The organism is Mesorhizobium sp. BH1-1-4, assembly GCF_020165665.1.
GTDB lineage: Bacteria > Pseudomonadota > Alphaproteobacteria > Rhizobiales > Rhizobiaceae > Mesorhizobium.
Genome location: NZ_JAIUIN010000006.1, coordinates 74,507 through 92,276 on the forward strand (window position 1 = coordinate 74,507; position 17,770 = coordinate 92,276).

The following is a 17,770-nucleotide window of genomic DNA, read 5'->3' on the forward strand; positions in this document are numbered from 1 at the left end:
CCTGTTCCCTCCGCTCATGCCACCGGGTCGATCCAGCCATTGGGCGGCCCGAAGCCGGCCATGGCGTCCGCCGGTCCCCATGTCTTGGGTTCGTAAAGATGCGGCGGCGTGGTGTCGCCGAGCACCGGACCGACGATGCGCCAGGCGAGTTCCGCCGCGTCCTGGCGGGTGAAGAGCTGGCCATTGCCGTTCATGGCGTCGCCGATCAGCCGTTCATAGGGCGGCATGTCGCCCTTGGAGTCGTCGAGCGCGGTGAGTTCCACCTGTTCGCCGATCATGTCGTCGCCGGGCGCCTTGCGCTGGGCGCCGATGGCGATCATCACCTGCGGGTCGATGCGGAAACGGACGTAATTCTGGTCGGCGGGCTTGATCGGGTCGAAGACGTCGAGGGGCGGTCGCTTCAGCCGCACGACCACTTCGGTGACATGCACCGGCATGTTCTTGCCGGCGCGGATGAAGAAGGGCACGTCCTGCCAGCGCCAGGTGTCGACGAAGAAACGCACGGCCGCGAAGGTCTCGACCGGCGAGTTCGGCGCCACGCCGGGCTCGGCGAGATAGCCGGCGAACTGGCCGCGCACGACATCGTCCTTCGTCAATGTCCTGATAGCGCGCAGCACCTGCACCTTCTCGTCGATCAAATCGTCGGCGGAGCGGCCGACCGGCGGCTCCATGGCGAGCAGCAGCAGGATGTTGAGCAGATGGTTCTCGATGACGTCGCGGATCGCACCGACATCGTCATAGAAGCGGCCGCGCCCTTCGACGCCGAAATCCTCGGCCATCGTAATCTGCACGCTCTCGACGAAGTTGCGGTTCCAGATCGGCTCGAGCAGGGCGTTGGCGAAGCGGAAATAGAGCAGGTTTTGAATCGCTTCCTTGCCGAGATAGTGGTCGATGCGGAAAATCGACTGTTCGTCGAACACCAGGTGCAGCACCCGGTTCAGCCAGCGCGCCGACTGCAGATCGTGGCCGAACGGCTTTTCCACCATCAGCCGCGCGCCATGCGCGGTGCCCGATTGCTCCAGCCCTTGCACGACGGTCTCGAACATGGTCGGCGGCACCGCCATGTAGTGCAGCGGCCGCTGGGCGCTGCCGAGGGCGGTCTTCAGCTTCTCGAAAGTGGCCGGATCGCGGTAGTCGCCGCTGACATAACGCAGCAGCGACGCCAGCTTGGCGAACACCTTCTCGTCGATCTTGCCGAGCGCGTTGACGATTCCGTCGCGGGCACGGTCCTGCAACTGCTTCAAATCCCAGGCGTCGAAGGCGACGCCGATCACCGGTTCGGTGAGCGTGCCCTTGGCGACCATCTGGTAAAGGGCTGGAAATATCTTCTTGTGGGCGAGGTCGCCGGTCGCTCCGAAGAGCACCAGCGTGTCGGACCGTTCCTGGCTCATGCGCGCGTCTCCCCTGTCGCCGTCACTTGCCGCCCTTCGGCTTTTCGATGTGGCCGCCGAAGGCATAGCGCATGGCGGACAAGAGCTTGTCGGCGAATTCGGATTCGCCTTGCGAGGAGAAGCGGTCGAACAGCGCCGAGGACAGGACCGGGGCCGGCACGCCGGTGTCGATCGCCGCCTTCAGCGTCCAGCGGCCCTCGCCGGAATCCGAAACCCGGCCGCCGAACTGGGCGAGGCCCGGATCGCTCTTCAGCGCGCCGGCGGTGAGATCGAGCAGCCAGGAGCCGATGACGCTGCCATGCCGCCACACCTCGGCCACCTGCGGAAGGTCGATGTCGAACTGGTAGTATTGCGGGTTTTCCAGTGGGCTGGTCTCGGCGTCCGCCGTGCGCGGCCTTTTGCCGGCATTGGCCGACTTCAGGATGTTCATGCCTTCCGCATAGGCGGCCATGACGCCATATTCGATGCCGTTGTGCACCATCTTGACGAAGTGGCCGGCGCCGCTCGGTCCGCAATGCAGGTAGCCATAGGGCGCGGTCCCGGCGGCCTTGTCCGGCGCCGCGGCGCCGGCATCGAGGCCCGGCGCCAGCGTGGCAAAGACCGAATCGAGGTGCTGCACCGCCACGTCGGGGCCGCCGATCATCAGGCAGTAGCCACGCTCCAGGCCCCAGACACCGCCGCTGGTGCCGACATCGACAAGATGCATACCCTTGGTGGCCAGTTTCGCGGCCTGGTCGACGGCGTCGTGGTAGTAGGAATTGCCGCCGTCGATGACGATGTCGCCGGGCTCCATCAGCGCCGTGACCTGATCGATGATCCTGCCGGTGATCGCCGCCGGCAGCATCAGCCAGACACAGCGCGGCTTGGCGAGCTTGCCGACGAATTCCTCCAGGGATGCCGCCCCCAAGGCGCCGTCGCTCACAAGCGCGGCGACGCTGGCCGGGTTGATGTCGTAGACGACGCATTCGTGGTTGTCGCGCATCAGGCGCCGCACCATGTTGGCGCCCATCCGGCCCAGTCCCATCATTCCGATCTGCATGGTTTCGTCCCTGTTTCCTGAAAGAGTCTCGGGGTTTCCCTGGAGAAGGGTCTACTGGCTATCCTGCCCGCCAGATATGACAGAGAAGTCGACATTCTCCCAATCGCCGGTGCCGGGCCAGAAAAAAGTGAAGATCAGCGTGCTTCCGCTGGGGAGCCCGGCCGTGGGCAGGTCGACAAGGTGGATGCCGAAGGCATTTTCCACTGTCTGGCTGTCACGGGCGGTCGCCCAATTGTCGGCGCTCCAGTGTACGGTCGCCGCCGCCAACAGCTCGATGCGCAATGTCTTGCCTTCAGGCAGCGCACGGATCTTGTTGTTGAAGCGCCATGTCCTGAACGGCGATAGGGTGTTGTCCTCGATGTAGCGCTTCACGCCTTGCGGCGGCATGTCGAAGACGGCGCCGTCGCGCAGCGAGCGCAGCAGCTTGATATGTTCGGAATGCGCCCAGACCAATGGCATGGCGCTGCCCGACGGCTTGCCATGCAGCAGCTCGCGCTCGGGAATGTCGGCGCCGTCCCACACCTGTTCCGGCAGCAGGCCGCCAAGCCCTGCCGACCCTTCCAGCGCGTCGAGCAGGCTGGCCGCCATGTCCTTGCGGCCGGCCGCCAGCTCGTAATGGGCGCGTTCGCCGGCGAGCAGAGGCCAGGGCCGGCCCTGGCCGGTGCCGTCGAAGGGCGAGCCATCCGCGTGCTCGCCGTAGCCGTCGCTGTTGTAGCGGTACCAGAGCGGTCCTTGCGGCAGCTCGCGGCGCAATTGCGCATCGATGACCTTGACGGTGTCGACGATGCGCGGATCGTCGGCGGCTCTCAGGCCAAAGCGCACGAGCGCCAGCGCGTCGGGGCTGACGATTTCCTCGGCTGGCCGTTCCGTGTCGCCCGGCGGGCGGTTCTTGATGGGCACATAGCCGTCCTTCGGCGAGCCGGCATCGGGGTCGTTGGGCGGCGCGATGCGGACGTAGTAGCCGGCGACGCCTGCCGCCTCGCAGGTGGCCGTGCCGGTTACATAGGTCCAGCGCTCGACCTGATCGTTCCAGCAGTCCGCGGTCTCGCGCAGATAGGCCGCCTCGGTCGTCCGGCCGCAGGCGTCGAGCAGGTCGGCGCCGGCAAGCAGCGCCGCGATCTCGATGGCCAGCGTGAACGGGCTGTAGCCGGCGTCCTCTTCCCAGCGGTCCTCGCCGGTGACGGGGCCATTGCGCACGACATAGGAGGCGGCGCGCTCGATCATCGGCAGGAAGGCCTTGAGCTTGGCACCCGGCAAGTGGCCGGCGCGATGCAGAGCATCGGCGAGCAGCAGGGGAAAGGCGCATTCGTCCATCTGAATCCCGGGCCAATAGGCCGAGCCGTCGAGCCAGGCGTTCTGGGGCCAATGGCCGTCGGGCTGCTGAATGGAACGGAGGTACTCCAGAGTCCGCAGTGCCGAGACGTGATCGCCGGCGGCGAGAAAACCGCCCGCCGTCTCGACCAGGTCGCGCGGCCAGACCAGGTGGTAGCCGCCGAGGTCGTCATCGCCTTTGTTGAAGCCCCAGGGGATCGACAGGCTGGCCACCGCCGCGCCCGGCATGGCCGATGACCGGTGGGTTGCCAGCACCGCGGTTGAAACCCGATAGCTGTTCACCCCGGGCACTGCGTGGCGGTCCAGCGGCAGCAGGCTCGCCTGCCATTCGCGCCATGCTTCGACATAGGATTTCGCCGCCGGCTCAAAACCCCGCTTCAGGCTGGCGCAGGCGTTTTCGGCGGCTTCGTCCGGTGTCGCGCCAAAACCCAGCGCCAGCACGGCTTTTGTATTCGTGGCGGTGAAGCCGATCTCACCGGTCAGCGCGACATTGCCGTCCTCGGCGCGCCGGCATGCAGGATCGAGCATCCCGACATGGTTCAATTGCTGCCAGCCGTCGGAGAAACCGACATAGCCGGCCGAACAGTCACGCCAGGGCAGCGACGAGGCCAGCGCCAGGCAGGTGCCGCGCCCCGAGGCAAACAGGACAGGCTTTCCCTCGTGTTCGCCGACCCAGGCGGTGTTGCCCATGCCGGCATTGACCAGATGCGGCGCCAGAAGCGCGTAGACGCGGTAATCTTCCGCAGCCCCCTTGAGCGGTGTGAAGGTGATCTCCTGCAGCAGCGTCGGCCGCGACGGGTCGGCCACGATGTGCTTCTCGATCCGGTAGGCGCCCTCATCGGCCGTGTTGACCAGCCTGTAGGCGGGCACGCCGTCCTCGAACGGCTCGATGGCGTGCGCGGCATCGCGCTTTTCTTCCGAGAAATATCCATCCTTGCCGGTGACGATCAGGCCGAGGTCGCGCGTGCAGGCGCTGTCGACGCGCGGATAGTAGATTTCGTTCAATATGCCATGGCTGATGGTGAACCAGACCCGGCCGGCCTGCGAAAGCGCTGTTCCAACGCCGCTCTTGGCGCTTGACGTCCAGCGTGCCGGAATTCCCGGTGCGCCAGGGGGAACGATCGGCGTCGCCGTCATGCTTTCAACCTCATGTCCGCATGCCTAGCCCATCAGCCGAAGCTTTTTCAATCGTCGCACCGCAAAGTGATCGCGGGCTCTTCGCGGATTGCAGTTGACAGCTCGCCGGCCCTTCTGCACTTTTGTCTGACAATAGATAAAAAACAGGAACGCAATACGCGCCACTTTTACCAGCAGGCAACCAGACCATTAACACTCGGGAGGAGTATGACATGAAGAAACTGTTCGTTCTCGGCACACTTGCGGCGATGCTCGCCGCCGGTACGGCTTTTGCCGACACCAGCGGCAAGAAGATCGCGTTCTCCAACAATTATGCCGGTAATTCATGGCGGCAGGCGATGCTCGACAGCTACGGCATCGTCACCAAGAAGGCGGTCGACGACAAGATCGTTGGCGCGGCCGATGTCTTCACCACCGCCGACAAGGAGGTGCCGACGCAGGCCGCCCAGGTGCAGAACCTGATCCTGCAGGGCTATGACGCGATCGTCATCAACGCCGCCTCGCCGGATGCGTTGAACGGCGCCATCAAGCAGGCCTGCGACGCCGGCATCGTCGTCGTTTCCTTCGACGGCACCGTCACCGAGCCTTGCGCCTACCGCGTCGTCGTCGACTTCAAGGACATGGGCAAGCAGGAAGTCGAGCAGATGGCCAAGTTCCAGCCAAAGGGCGGCAACCTGCTGGAAATCCGTGGCTTGGCCGGCACATCGATCGACGACGCCATCCATGCCGGCATCCTCGAAGGCGTGGCCGCGCATCCAGAATTCAAGATCGTCGGTTCGGTGACCGGCGACTGGGACCAGACCACGGCGCAGAAGGCGGTCGCGACCATCCTGCCGTCCTTGCCCGACATCGTCGGCATCGTCGACCAGGGCGGCGACGGCTATGGCGCCGCGCAGGCCTTCGCCGCGGCCGGCAAGCCGCGCCCGACCATCATCATGGGCAACCGTCAGGACGAATTGAAGTGGTGGAAGGAACAGAAGGACAAGGACGGCTACCAGACATGGTCGGCATCGATCGCGCCCGGCGTTTCGACGCTCGCCTTCTGGGTGGCGCAGCAGGTGCTCGATGGCCGCAAGGACATTCCGCACGATCTCTTGGTGCCGTATCTCGCCTTCACCCAGGACGATTTCGAGGCAGCCCTTCCGAAGATCAAGGAGGGCGGCGTCGCCACCCACGAATACACCCAGGAAGATGCCATCGCGGCCATCAAAGCCAATATCAAGTGAAGGTCGCGGACGCGTTGCCGCGGCTATCACCGGGCGGATATCGTTGAGCATGGCCGCAGGCAACACGAACATCATCAGACCGAGCGGCGCCGAAAAACAATCCGGCGCCGCCAATGTCGACATCGTAAGACTTGAAGGTGCCGAAAAGCATTTCGGCGCCGTCAGGGCATTGGCCGGGGTGGATTTCCATGTCGTATCAGGCGAATGCGTCGGCCTCGTTGGCCATAACGGCGCCGGCAAGTCGACGCTGATGCACATGGTGGCCGGCACCTTGACACCCGACAGCGGGGCGATCCGCGTGCATGGCGGCATCGAGGAAAGCTATTCGGTGTCGCGGGCACGGCAGCTCGGGATACGCTGCGTGTTCCAGGAGCTGTCGCTGTGCCCCAATCTCAGCGTCGCCGAGAACACGCGCATCAACCACGCTTCGCTGTCCGGCTTCGGCTGGCGGCGCAAGGCGGCCGAGCTGATCGCCGCCAAGCTCGACGAAATCTTCCCGGACCATGGCATTTCGGCCTGGGACATCGTCGGCGACCTGTCGATCGGCCGGCGCCAGATGGTCGAGGTGGCGCGCGCCTTCACGGTGACGCAGGACCGGCTTGACCTCGTCATCCTCGACGAGCCGACCTCGTCGCTCGACGCGCACACATCAGGCCAGCTGCTGGCGTTCGTGCGCCGCTTCGTCGCCGGCGGCAAGAGCTGCATCCTGATCTCGCACGTGCTTGGCGAGGTGTTGCGCAACGCTGACCGCATCGTGGTGATGCGCGACGGCAAGATGGTGGCCTCGGATGCGGCCGGCGCCTTCGACCGCGACCGGCTGGTGACGGTGATGGGCGGGGCGGAGGCGCGCCAGAAGGTTGCCGCCGCTGCCGCCGCGAAACCTGGGGCGCGCCCGCTGCGCGTCCGGGCGCGGCCCGCCGGGCAGACCGACGGCAAGGAGCTAGTCGCTTGCGCGGGCGAGATCATTGGCCTTGCCGGGCTGGCCGGTCACGGGCAGACCGACTTGCTGCTGCGGATCTTCGATGCCGCCGCACGCGCCAAGGCCGGGATCGAGGTCACGGCGCCGGTGGCGCTGGTGGCGGGCGACCGCCAGTCGGACGGCATTTTCCCGCAATGGTCGATTGCCGAAAACATCGGCATCCGCTCGCTGGCGCTTCTGCGCGACGGCTTCCTGATCTCGCCCCAGCGCGAGGCCGAACTCGCCGCGTTCTGGCAGAAGAAGATCGGCATCCGCACCCCCGACATGAACAACAACATCTTCTCCCTGTCGGGCGGCAACCAGCAGAAGGCGCTGTTCGCCAGGGCGCTAGGTTCCGATGCCCAGATCGTGCTGATGGACGACCCGATGCGCGGCGTCGACATCGGCACCAAGCTGGAGGTCTACGACCTCGTGCGCGAGGAAGCAGCCAAGGGCCGTACCTTCCTCTGGTACACCACCGAAACCGAAGAGCTCGACAATTGCGACCATATCCATGTCTTCAAGAACGGCCGCATCGTCGCCAATTTGACGCGCGACGAGCTGACCGAGGAGAAGATCATCCAGTCCTCCTTCGGCGACGCGGCCTGAGATGAGCGCGACGCCAATCGACACTGGCTTCAAGGGATCGGCGGCGCGCAATGCGGCGGCGCGTGCGCGGCTCTTGCGCGGCCTGCTGCCGGCGCTGTCGCTGGCACTGGTGTTGCTTGCCATCGCCTGGCTCAATCCGCGCGCCATCAGCTATTTCGGCTTCAGCCTGATGCTGAACCTGGCGATCCCGATCGCGCTGGCGACGATCGCGCAGATGTTCGTCATATCCGGCAACGAGCTCGATCTCTCGATCGGCACCTTTGTCGGCTTTGTCGGCTGCGTCACCGCGACGTGGCTGAAGGATGCGCCGCTCGTCGGCGTCCTCATTCTCGCCGGATCAATCGGCATCTATGCGCTGCTTGGCGCGCTGATCCATCTGCGCAACCTGCCGTCCATCGTGGTGACGCTCGGCATGAGTTTCGTCTGGCAGGGGCTGGCCATCCTCGTCCTGCCAAAGCCCGGCGGCAAGGCGCCGGACTGGCTGCTGGCGATCATGTCCTTCAAGCCGCCCTTCATCCCGTTCCCGATCATCGCCGCGCTGCTGATCGCTGCGGTCGTGCATTTCGGCCTGATGCGCACCTCTTACGGCGTGATCCTGCGCGGTTCCGGCGGCAATCCGGCGGCATTGCGGCGCGCCGGCTGGTCGCTGCTCAAGACCAAGATCGTGCTGTTTGCGCTGGCCGGACTGTTCGGCGTGCTGTCGGGCATGGCGCTGATCGGCATCACCACGTCGGCCGATGCCAATATCGGCAATGGCTACACGCTGCTCGCGATTGCCGGCGTCATCCTCGGCGGCGGCGAGTTCGTCGGCGGCAGGGTGTCGCCGATCGGCGCCGTCATCGGGGCGCTGACTCTGGCGCTGGCTGCTTCGCCGCTGCTCACCTTCATGCACATTCCACCCGACTGGCAGGTGGCGGCCAACGGCGCCATCCTGATCATCGTGCTGGCGGCGCGGGTGCTGATCAGCCGCAGGGAAAGGTGAGCGATGGCCGCGCTGAAAAAGCTGCTCACAAGACCCTGGATCTGGTCGTTCGTCGGTGCCTTGCTGGTGTGGCTGGCGACGATCGCCTTCACCGGCGGTTATGGCGCCGGCGGCATGGTGACGGCCGCATTGTCGCTTGCCGTTTTCACTGTCATCGTTGGCGTCGGCCAGATGTTCGTAATCACGCTCGGACCCGGCAATGTCGACCTGTCGCTGCCGGCCAATATCGGCTTGGCCAGCGCGGTTGCCATGAAGGTGATGGGCGGCAGCGATTCCATGATCGTGATAGGCTTGCTGGCGGCGCTCGCCTGCGGCGCCGCGATCGGCGCCATCAACTATCTGCTGATCTGGGCGCTGCGCATTCCGCCGATCATCGCGACGCTGTCGGCGAGCTTCATCATCCAGTCGGTCGACATCAGCTATGGCCGCGGGCTGCAGATCAAGCCGCCGCCGGGCTTCGCCGATTTCACCAACTGGCAGGTGCTGGGCATTCCGGTGCTGGCGATCCTCACCGTGCTGTTCACCGTCGGCGCGGCCATCGCCTTGCAGCGCATGATCTATGGCCGTTCAGTGCTGGCGATCGGCCAGAACATCCGCGCCGCCTGGCTCGCCGGCGTCAATGTCGGGCGCATCCGCTTTCTCACCTACACGCTGTCGGGCGCGCTTGGCGGCCTCGACGGCGCGCTGCTCGCCGGCTATTTCCGCGGCGCCAATGTCGACATCGGCAATGAATATCTGCTGGCCTCGATCGCGGTCGTCGTCATCGGCGGCACATCGGTGGCCGGCGGCAAGGCCAATGTGCCCGGCGTCTGGGGCGCGGCGCTGTTCCTGGTGCTGCTGCTCACCATGCTCAACACATTCGGCGTCAGTGCCGGGGTGCGGTTGCTGCTGACAGGGCTGATCATCGTTGGCGTGATCACGGCGGCGGGTGGCGAGAAGGCGGTGCGCTAGCGCGCACGGCTCTGTTCCGCGCCGCGTCGCTCCGCCTGGCGGCCAACCATTGGACCAGCTCAACATCGGGTTCCCATTCGCGGCGCGGCCTAGTAAACCCTTTCGCGATCTCAGCCGGTCTCGGGAGGCTCCGCTTGTCCAATTCTGTCAGTGTCGTGAACGAGGACGGCGTCGCCGTCATCACCATCGACAATCCGCCGGTCAACGCGCTGAGTTTTCACGTCCGCGAGCCGCTGTTGCAGGCGCTGGTCGCGCTGCGCGACGACGCATCGGTCGCGGCGATCGTCATTGCCTGCGCCGGCCGGACCTTCGTTGCCGGCGCCGACATCACCGAATTCGGCAAGCCGGTGCGGCAGCCCGACCTGCGCGCCATCGTGGCGACGCTCGAAACCATCGCCAAGCCGACCGTCGCCGCCATCCACGGCACCGCGCTCGGCGGCGGGCTGGAGCTGGCGCTCGGCTGCCATTTCCGCGTTGCAGATCGAAGCGCCAGGCTTGGCCTGCCCGAGGTGAAGCTCGGCCTCCTGCCCGGCGGCGGCGGCACGGTACGGCTGCCGCGCCTCGTGGGCGCTTTAAAGGCGGTGAGAATGATCGTTTCCGGCACTCCGATCGGCGCCGATGAGGCACATGGCGCCGGCCTGGTCGACGCCGTCTTCGAGGGCGATCTTACCATCCACGCCGTGAATTTTGCCGGGGAAATGGCCCGCAAGGGCGGCCCTTTCACCCCGGTGCGCGATCGCGATGAGGAGTTGAAGGACACCGATCTCGTGGCCTTCGATGCGGAAGCCGCGGGCCTTGCCCGAAAGGCGCGGGGCCTCGAGGCGCCAATCGCCTGTGCGCAGGCGGTGCGCAATGCCCTCACGCTGCCCTTCGACGAGGCACTGGCGGCGGAGCGGGCACTGTTCGTGAAACTCGTCGCCAGCGACCAGTCGCGCGCGCAACGGCACCTGTTTTTCGCCGAACGCGAGGCGGCAAAGCTGCCCGGCAAGGACACGCCCAAGCGCAGGATCGGTCGCGTCGGCGTCATCGGCGCCGGCACGATGGGTGGCGGCATCGCCATGGCTTTCGTCAATGGCGGCTATCCCGTCACCTTGCTGGAAACCAATCAGGAAGCGCTACAGCGCGGGCTGGGCACGATCGAGAAGAATTATGCCGTCTCGGTTTCGCGGGGTTCCTTGAGCGAAGCGGCCAAGCTGCAGCGGCTCGCCCAGTTCAAGGGCTCGATCGACCATGCCGATCTCGCCGATTGCGACGTGATCGTCGAGGCGGCGTTCGAGGACATGGCGGTCAAGAAAGAAATCTTCGGCAAGCTGGACGCGGTGGCCAGGCCGGGCGCCATCCTTGCCACCAACACCTCCTATCTCGACATCGACGAGATCGCCGCCTCGACGTCGCGGCCGCAGGATGTGCTCGGCCTGCATTTCTTCTCGCCGGCCAACGTCATGAAGCTGCTGGAGATCGTGCGCGCCGAAAAAACCGCACCGGATGCGCTGGCGACCGTGGTCGACCTCGCGCGGCGCATCGGCAAGGTGGCCGTCGTCGTCGGTGTCTGCCACGGCTTCGTTGGCAACCGCATGCTGGCGGCGCGCGGCTCGGAATCCGAGGCGTTGCTGTTGGAAGGCGCTACCCCCAGCCAGATCGACAAGGCGTTCACCGATTTCGGCTGGCCAATGGGTCCGTTCCAGATGGGCGACCTTGCCGGCCTCGACATCGGCTGGCGCAACCGCAAGGCGCGCGGGCTGGCGGCCGTGATCGCCGACACGCTGTGCGAACAGGGGCGTTTCGGCCAGAAGACCGGCCGTGGCTTCTATCTCTACGAGGCTGGTGCCCGGTCAGGCGTTCCCGATCCCGAGGTCGAGGCGCTGATCCGCGACAAGGCCGCCGAGAAAGGCATCGTGCCGCGTGCCATCGGCGCGGACGAGATCATCGAACGTACGCTCTATCCCCTGGTCAATGAGGGGGCGAAGATCCTGCAGGAAGGGATCGCGGCCCGTGCGTCCGACATAGATGTCGTATGGGTCAATGGCTACGGCTTTCCCATCGGTAAGGGAGGCCCGATGTTCTGGGCCGGCCTCGAAGGCGCGGGGAAGATCGTCGAGCGGCTCGAGCATTGGCACGAGCGGACCGGCAAGGATGTTTTCAAGCCGGCGCCCTTGCTGAAGCGGATGGCCGAGACCGGTTCCTGGGAAGCCTGATCCGAGGTTGGTCAGCGGCCTGCGTGAATCAGCGAATCCGCGCGTCGATGATCTCGACGAAGCGGGCGAAGAGACCGGCCTGCGACTTGATCTTGAGCTTGCGGTAGATGTTGCGGCGATGAACCTTCACCGTTCCCGGCACGATGCGCATGGCCCTCGCGATCGATTCCGTCGAATGGCCCTGGAGCACCAGGTCGACGACATGCTTTTCGCGCGGCGTCAGCGACAGGCTCTTCCAGATATGGGCGCGGTCGAACTCGTTGACGGCGGTGATCGTCTCATCGTGCTTCGCCTCTGCCGGTTCGTCGGCCGGAAGGGCAGGCCAGCGTAGCTTGGCGAACTCGATCACCGCCGGCGCCATGTCGCGCAGTAGCCTGGCGTCCGCCGTGCCGAACGGGCCTGATGCGCTGAGCCGCATCAGTGACAGCACCAGCGCGTCCTTGCCCGCCAGCGGCACGAAGAAGCCGACCTCCTCGGCCAGCCTGGTCTGGCTGTAGTAGGAGCGAAAATACTCGCTGGCATAAAAACGGTCGGGCGCGAGCTCGCGCATGCGCCAGAACCCCTCCTTGCGCTCGACAGCCGCGTGGTGGAACGGATCGAGCAGATAGGGTCCCTCCTGATAGAGCGCGACGAAAACATGGCTTTCGGCCGGCGAGAAGGTCTCGAACAGCAGCGGCGGCCGTGAGGCGCCGCGATAGCCGAAGATCACGCAGTGGTCGAACTCGACATGCTCGCGCAGCCAATCGACCATCGCCTGGCCGAAGAGGTCGCCGCCGGTCTCCCGCGTCGCCGAGACGACTCCTGCCAGCTTTCGGTATTCGTCGTTGCGGGACAATTGATACCCCTCTGAACGAGAAAATAGATCAGATATACCACCGTTGAGGTATATACTAGCCGCCATTGGCTCTGGTAGCGTTCTCAAAATCGATCCCGTCACTGGAGCCCGCAGCCTTGACCGCAGTGCCCGACATCGAGTTTCGAGGCGTCACCAAGCGCTACGGCGCGGTGACCGCGGTCAGCGGCATCGATCTGGCGGTACCTCCCTCCGCCTTCGTCGCCTTGCTCGGGCCGTCCGGCTGCGGCAAGACGACCTGCCTGCGCATGATCGGCGGCTTCGAACAGCCGAGCGAAGGCCAGGTGTTGATCCGTGGCCAGGACATGGCCGGCACGCCGCCCTACCGGCGGCCGGTCAACATGGTGTTCCAGCAATATGCGCTGTTTCCGCATCTCGACGTCGAAGCCAATGTTTCCTATGGGCTGCGCCAGGCAAGGCCACGGCTGTCGTCGCGCGAGATCGGCCAGCGGGCCGGGGAGGCGCTCGAAATGGTGCGGCTCGCCGGCTATGGCGGCCGCAAGATCCACGAATTGTCCGGCGGCCAGCAGCAGCGTGTCGCGCTGGCGCGTGCGCTGGTCAACAAGCCGGCGGTGCTGCTGCTCGACGAGCCGCTGGCGGCGCTCGACAAGAAGCTGCGCACCGACATGCAGATCGAGCTGCAGAACCTGCAGCGCGAAATCGGCATCACCTTCGTGCTGGTCACCCACGACCAGGAAGAAGCGCTGTCGATGAGCGATTTCGTCTGCGTCATGAATGGCGGGCGCATCGTCCAGCTCGGCCAGCCGAGCGAAATCTATGACGAGCCGGCCGACCTGTTCGTCGCCGATTTCGTCGGCAAGACCAATCTGCTTGCCGGCAAGGTTGCCGGGCATGCCGGCGACCTGGTGGACGTTGCGCTGGCGGACGGCACCGTCATCGCCGCGCGCAAACGCACCGCCCTGCAACAGGGCGAGACCGTCTCGGTCAGCCTGCGTCCTGAATCGCTTAGCCTCGGGGCTCCCGACAGCGGCCCGCTCAAGGGTGTCGTCCGCAATCGGATTTTCCTGGGCTCGACGGCGGAATACGCGATCGAGGTCCAGGGTATCGGAACATTGCTCGCCAAGGCCGACCATGTGGTCGGCCAAGGCAATCTCTTCAAGCCGGGTGAACCCGTCGCCATCGGCTTTGCCACGGGGACGCCGCTGGCGTTTCCGAAACCAAGAACAACGGGACCAACCAGAGGGTAAACAAACATGTCGAAATCATATCGTGACGGACTGCCGATAAGCCCCGAGAATTTCGTCGACCAGCTGATGCGTTTGAAGCGCGGCTCGATCGGCCGCCGCGATTTCCTTGGCCTCACCGGCCTTGGCATCGCAACGGCGGTGATGGCGCGCGAGATCGGCATCATGCCGACGCCGGCCTTCGCCGCTGAAAACCTCGGCGACCGCATGTCGATCGCCACTTGGCCGAATTATCACGACCCGCAGACCTTCGAGAACTTCAAGAAGGACACCGGCGTCGCCGTCGAGGTCAACGTATTCGGCTCCAATGAGGAGATGCTGGCCAAGCTGCAGGCCGGTGCCTCGGGCTGGAGCCTGTTCGTGCCGACCAATTATACGATCTCGACTTATAAGAAGCTCGGCATCATCGAGCCGCTGGAGATGGCGAAGCTGCCAAATTTCGATGGCACGCAGGAAGACCCGCGCTTCACGTCCGAGGGTACCATCGACGGCACCATTTACGCCGTGCCAAAGAATTGGGGCACGACAGGCTTTGCCGTCAACACCAAGAAACTCGCCAAGCCGATGACGAGCTGGAAGGAGTTCTGGGATACCGCCATGGCCGAGGGCGATGGACGCACCATGGTGCACGACTACCAGCTGACCACCATCGGCAACGCGCTGAAATATTACGGCTATTCGTTCAATTCGCTGAAACAGGACGAACTCGCCAAGGCGGAAGAATTGTTGCTCAAGGTCAAGCCGCATCTGTTCGCCGTCTCGTCCGACTACCAGCCTGGCATGCGCGCGGGCGACGCCTGGATGACCATGTGCTGGACCAATGACGGCGCGCAGCTCCATCGCGACATTCCCGAGATCGCCTATGTGCTTGGCAAGGAAGGTGGCGAGATCTGGACCGATTTCTACGCCATCCCGAAGGACGCACCGAACAAGCCCGCCGGTTATGCGCTACTCAACTATCTGATGAACCCGCAGGTCGCGGTGAAGGAGCATCTCGCCAACGGAGCGCCCTCCACCGATGCGCGCGTCAACAAGCTGCTGCCGAAGGAGGTGCTGGACAATCCGATCCTCTATCCGGCGGCGGACCTGCTGACGCCGCTGGAATTCGGCGCAGCGGCAACGCTGACCGATCCGGGCCGTGCCGAACTGATGGCGCGCTTCAAGTCGGCCTGAGACCGGCCTCACAGGGATAATTGACCGGCGGGCCATGTCCGCCGGTACCGGGGCGGTTTCAATGCACGGCAACAGATTTCGGCATAATATCCTGACCGCCTTGCTGCTCGCGCCGGCGACGGCATGGCTGGTGGTGTTTCTGGTGCTGCCGTTCGTCGCCATCGCCGTGTTCAGCGTCGGCGAGCGGGCGCCCGAGGGCGGCTACCAGGCGGCCTTCACGCTGGCGCAATATGCCAACCTTCCGGCACGGGCGACGGCGTTCTGGAACACGATGGTGCTGGCGCCGGTCGGCGCGCTCGCCTGCCTGCTCGTTGCATATCCTGTCGCCTATTACCTTGCCCTGAAAGCGCCGCCGCGCTGGCGGCTAATCCTGCTCGCGCTGGTCGTCATTCCGTTCTGGACCAGCCTGCTGATGCGGACCTATGCCTGGATGTACATTCTGGGCGGTCGCGGCATACCGGCGCTGCTCGCCTTTGTCGGCATCGAGGATGTCAGGCTGATCAATACGCCGGGCGCCGTCCTGCTCGGCATCGTCTACGGCTATCTGCCGCTCATGATCCTGCCGATCTATGTCAGCCTCGAGCGGCTCGACCGCAGGCTGCTGGAAGCCTCCGCCGATCTCGGCGCAAAGCCGCTCTCCACCTTCCTGGGCGTGACCCTGAAGCTGTCGCTACCGGGGGTGATGACCGGCTTCTCGCTGGTGATGATCCTGCTGCTTGGCGAATATCTGATCCCGACGCTGCTTGGCGGCGGCAAGGTGTTCTTCATCGGCAACGCGCTGGTCGACCTGTTTCTGCAGTCGCGCAACTGGCCGTTCGGATCGGCCATCGCGATCACGCTCGTGCTGGTTTCGGTGGTGGTGCTGGTCGTTGCCAATCGTATTTCGAACCGGGTTGCGGGCGCTCGCCGGGTGGATCTGATCTGATGCGCGCCTTCGTCATCGCCGTCTTTGCCTTTTTGTATCTGCCGATCGTGCTGGTCGTGCTGTTCTCCTTCAATGCCGGCCATCATGCCAGCGAGTTCACCGGCTTCTCGGTGCAATGGTATGGCAAGGCGCTGTCCAACCCGTTCCTGGTCGAGGCGTTGAAGAACAGCCTGTTCATCGCCATCACCAGCGCCCTGCTGGCGGCGGTTTTCGGCACCGCGGCAGCGCTTGGCCTGGCGCGTGTCGGCGCACGCACGCGCGCCGTTTTCGACGGATTGCTGGGAGCGGCTATCGTTGTTCCCGGCGTCGTCATAGGCATCTCGACGCTGGTCGCGCTGGTCCAGCTGTTCGCCATCGTCAACCCGTTCCTCGCCTCGATCTGGCCCAACGATCAGCCGCCGCGCTTGTCGCTCGGCTACGGCTCGATCATCGCCGCGCACGGCTTGTTCTCGATGGCGCTGGTGACGATGATCGTCGGCACGCGGCTCGGCAGCCTCGACCGCAATCTGGTCGAAGCCTCAAGCGATCTCTACGCCACGCCGCTGACGACCTTCCGCTCGATCGTGCTGCCGCAGATCATGCCCGCCGTGGTCGCCGGCTTCCTGCTCGCCTTCACCTTCTCCTTCGACGATTTCATCATCGCCTTCTTCGTCGCTGGCGCGCAGACGACGCTGCCGATCTATGTCTTTGCCTCGATCCGGCGCGGGGTGACGCCGGAGATCAACGCCATCGCGACCATTGTGCTCGTCGCTTCCGTGCTGCTCGTGGTGCTTGCCCAATGGCAATTGCGCCAGCGCAAGCCGTCAAACTGAAAGCCGCTCCATGATCCTCAAAGACCGCATCGCCGTGGTGACAGGCGCCGGCTCCGGCATCGGGCGCGCCGGCGCCATGATCATGGCCAGGGAAGGCGCGGTCGTCGTCATTGCAGACAGGGATCAGGCCGCCGGCGAAGCCGCGGCATCGGACATCCGCGCTGTCGGAGGTCGGGCCGAGGCGATCGCGACCGACGTCCGCGACGACAATGCGGTCGACCAACTCCTTGGCCGTACGCTCGACAAGCATGGGCGCATCGACATCCTGCACAATCATGCCGGCATCCAGGTCGGCGGCACGCTGACCGAGGTCGAGACCGAAGGCATGGATGCGTCGTGGCGGGTCAATGTGCGGGCACAATTCCTGGCGGCGAGGATCGTCATGCCGTCGATGATCGCGCAAGGCGGCGGCGTCATCCTCAACACGGCTTCGAATTCGGGTGTCTTCTATGACCGCGAGATGATCGCCTATGCGACGTCGAAACATGCCGTGGTGGCGATGACCAGGCAGATGTCGCTCGACTATGCCCGGCACAATGTGCGCGTCAACGCGCTCTGCCCCGGCTGGGTCGACACGCCTTTCAACGAGCCGTTCATCGCCCAGATGGGCGGACGCGATGCAATCGAAATCTATGTCCGCACCAAGATCCCGATGGGGCGCTGGGCCGTGGCCGAAGAGATCGCCGAGGCGATCCTGTTCCTGGTCTCGGATCGCTCATCCTTCATGACCGGGCAGGCGCTGGTGATCGATGGCGGCGAAAGTATCGGCTGACTGTTACTTTCCGCGCAATAGGCGACGAAAAACCACCCCGCGCATTTTCCCTGGAATTCGTCCTAGGACCATGGTCCGGCCGGCATGGGACTTCAGTAGCACGACAGTTCAAGAGTGGCGATTTGCGTTCAATATCAAACTGTTGCTGCGCGTTCTGCTTGCCCTGCTCGCGCATTGAGACGGCATTTATCTAAAGTTTACTGCGCACAA

General features: G+C 64.8%; 14 protein-coding genes. 10 read left to right on the top strand and 4 right to left on the bottom strand.

The window, feature by feature from the left end; translation table 11 throughout:
- Positions 1 to 14 precede the first annotated feature (14 nt).
- From zwf to LB569_RS13190, 3 genes are read right to left on the bottom strand one after another with little or no spacing between them, the layout of a single operon-like run.
- Positions 15 to 1,391, bottom strand: a complete 1,377-nt coding sequence (gene zwf, locus LB569_RS13180) for a glucose-6-phosphate dehydrogenase (RefSeq protein ID WP_224537230.1) — start codon at positions 1,389 to 1,391, stop codon at positions 15 to 17.
- A 22-nt stretch (positions 1,392 to 1,413) separates the two neighbouring features.
- Positions 1,414 to 2,430 (bottom strand): phosphogluconate dehydrogenase (NAD(+)-dependent, decarboxylating), encoded by a 1,017-nt coding sequence (gnd, locus tag LB569_RS13185; protein ID WP_224692677.1) that lies wholly within the window; start codon positions 2,428 to 2,430, stop codon positions 1,414 to 1,416.
- Positions 2,431 to 2,481: 51 nt separating this feature from the next.
- Positions 2,482 to 4,899 carry a glucan 1,4-alpha-glucosidase gene (locus tag LB569_RS13190; protein ID WP_224692679.1) on the bottom strand — a complete coding sequence of 806 codons (2,418 nt, stop codon included), beginning with the start codon at positions 4,897 to 4,899 and terminating at the stop codon, positions 2,482 to 2,484.
- A gap of 212 nt (positions 4,900 to 5,111) precedes the next feature.
- On the opposite strand from LB569_RS13190, the gene LB569_RS13195 reads away from it, so the two are divergent.
- The 5 genes from LB569_RS13195 (at position 5,112) to LB569_RS13215 (ending at position 11,820) form a co-directional block, all read left to right on the top strand.
- Positions 5,112 to 6,125, top strand: coding sequence for an ABC transporter substrate-binding protein (locus LB569_RS13195; RefSeq protein WP_224692689.1), 1,014 nt, complete (start codon positions 5,112 to 5,114; stop codon positions 6,123 to 6,125).
- 49 nt (positions 6,126 to 6,174) lie between these two features.
- Entirely contained in the window at positions 6,175 to 7,692 is a 1,518-nt protein-coding gene (locus LB569_RS13200; RefSeq protein ID WP_224692691.1) for a sugar ABC transporter ATP-binding protein, read from the top strand.
- Between the two features lies 1 nt (position 7,693).
- Positions 7,694 to 8,674: an ABC transporter permease gene (locus tag LB569_RS13205; protein WP_224537241.1), complete on the top strand. Its 981-nt coding sequence runs from the start codon at positions 7,694 to 7,696 to the stop codon at positions 8,672 to 8,674.
- Between the two features lie 3 nt (positions 8,675 to 8,677).
- On the top strand, positions 8,678 to 9,625 hold the full coding sequence (locus LB569_RS13210; RefSeq protein ID WP_224692693.1) for an ABC transporter permease: 948 nt from the start codon (positions 8,678 to 8,680) through the stop codon (positions 9,623 to 9,625).
- A 134-nt stretch (positions 9,626 to 9,759) separates the two neighbouring features.
- Entirely contained in the window at positions 9,760 to 11,820 is a 2,061-nt protein-coding gene (locus LB569_RS13215) for a 3-hydroxyacyl-CoA dehydrogenase NAD-binding domain-containing protein (RefSeq protein WP_224692695.1), read from the top strand.
- Positions 11,821 to 11,848: 28 nt separating this feature from the next.
- On the opposite strand, the gene LB569_RS13220 is transcribed toward LB569_RS13215, so the two are convergent.
- Positions 11,849 to 12,655, bottom strand: a complete 807-nt coding sequence (locus LB569_RS13220; RefSeq protein ID WP_224692696.1) for a helix-turn-helix transcriptional regulator — start codon at positions 12,653 to 12,655, stop codon at positions 11,849 to 11,851.
- 116 nt (positions 12,656 to 12,771) lie between these two features.
- Between LB569_RS13220 and LB569_RS13225 the strand changes: the two genes are divergently transcribed.
- The 5 genes from LB569_RS13225 to LB569_RS13245 all read left to right on the top strand — a co-directional run bounded on the left by LB569_RS13225 (position 12,772) and on the right by LB569_RS13245 (position 17,560).
- Entirely contained in the window at positions 12,772 to 13,881 is a 1,110-nt protein-coding gene (locus LB569_RS13225; RefSeq protein ID WP_224692698.1) for an ABC transporter ATP-binding protein, read from the top strand.
- Positions 13,882 to 13,887: 6 nt separating this feature from the next.
- A complete protein-coding gene (locus LB569_RS13230; RefSeq protein ID WP_224692700.1) occupies positions 13,888 to 15,051 on the top strand; it encodes a PotD/PotF family extracellular solute-binding protein in 1,164 nt (387 codons plus the stop codon).
- A 61-nt stretch (positions 15,052 to 15,112) separates the two neighbouring features.
- Entirely contained in the window at positions 15,113 to 15,976 is an 864-nt protein-coding gene (locus LB569_RS13235) for an ABC transporter permease (protein ID WP_140702725.1), read from the top strand.
- Positions 15,976 to 16,788 carry an ABC transporter permease gene (locus LB569_RS13240; protein WP_224692701.1) on the top strand — a complete coding sequence of 271 codons (813 nt, stop codon included), beginning with the start codon at positions 15,976 to 15,978 and terminating at the stop codon, positions 16,786 to 16,788. The genes LB569_RS13235 and LB569_RS13240 overlap by 1 nt, the downstream gene beginning before the upstream one ends.
- A gap of 10 nt (positions 16,789 to 16,798) precedes the next feature.
- Positions 16,799 to 17,560, top strand: coding sequence for an SDR family NAD(P)-dependent oxidoreductase (locus LB569_RS13245; RefSeq protein ID WP_224692703.1), 762 nt, complete (start codon positions 16,799 to 16,801; stop codon positions 17,558 to 17,560).
- The last annotated feature ends 210 nt before the right edge of the window (positions 17,561 to 17,770 follow it).

Excerpts from the sequence above, each read along its gene's own strand:
- zwf (WP_224537230.1), bottom strand. The coding sequence starts at position 1,391 with ATGAGCCAGGAACGGTCCGACACGCTGGTGCTCTTCGGAGCGACCGGC.
- gnd (WP_224692677.1), bottom strand. The coding sequence starts at position 2,430 with ATGCAGATCGGAATGATGGGACTGGGCCGGATGGGCGCCAACATGGTG.
- LB569_RS13190 (WP_224692679.1), bottom strand. The coding sequence starts at position 4,899 with ATGACGGCGACGCCGATCGTTCCCCCTGGCGCACCGGGAATTCCGGCA.
- LB569_RS13195 (WP_224692689.1), top strand. The coding sequence starts at position 5,112 with ATGAAGAAACTGTTCGTTCTCGGCACACTTGCGGCGATGCTCGCCGCC.
- LB569_RS13200 (WP_224692691.1), top strand. The coding sequence starts at position 6,175 with ATGGCCGCAGGCAACACGAACATCATCAGACCGAGCGGCGCCGAAAAA.
- LB569_RS13205 (WP_224537241.1), top strand. The coding sequence starts at position 7,694 with ATGAGCGCGACGCCAATCGACACTGGCTTCAAGGGATCGGCGGCGCGC.
- LB569_RS13210 (WP_224692693.1), top strand. The coding sequence starts at position 8,678 with ATGGCCGCGCTGAAAAAGCTGCTCACAAGACCCTGGATCTGGTCGTTC.
- LB569_RS13230 (WP_224692700.1), top strand. The coding sequence starts at position 13,888 with ATGTCGAAATCATATCGTGACGGACTGCCGATAAGCCCCGAGAATTTC.
- LB569_RS13235 (WP_140702725.1), top strand. The coding sequence starts at position 15,113 with ATGCACGGCAACAGATTTCGGCATAATATCCTGACCGCCTTGCTGCTC.
- LB569_RS13240 (WP_224692701.1), top strand. The coding sequence starts at position 15,976 with ATGCGCGCCTTCGTCATCGCCGTCTTTGCCTTTTTGTATCTGCCGATC.
- LB569_RS13245 (WP_224692703.1), top strand. The coding sequence starts at position 16,799 with ATGATCCTCAAAGACCGCATCGCCGTGGTGACAGGCGCCGGCTCCGGC.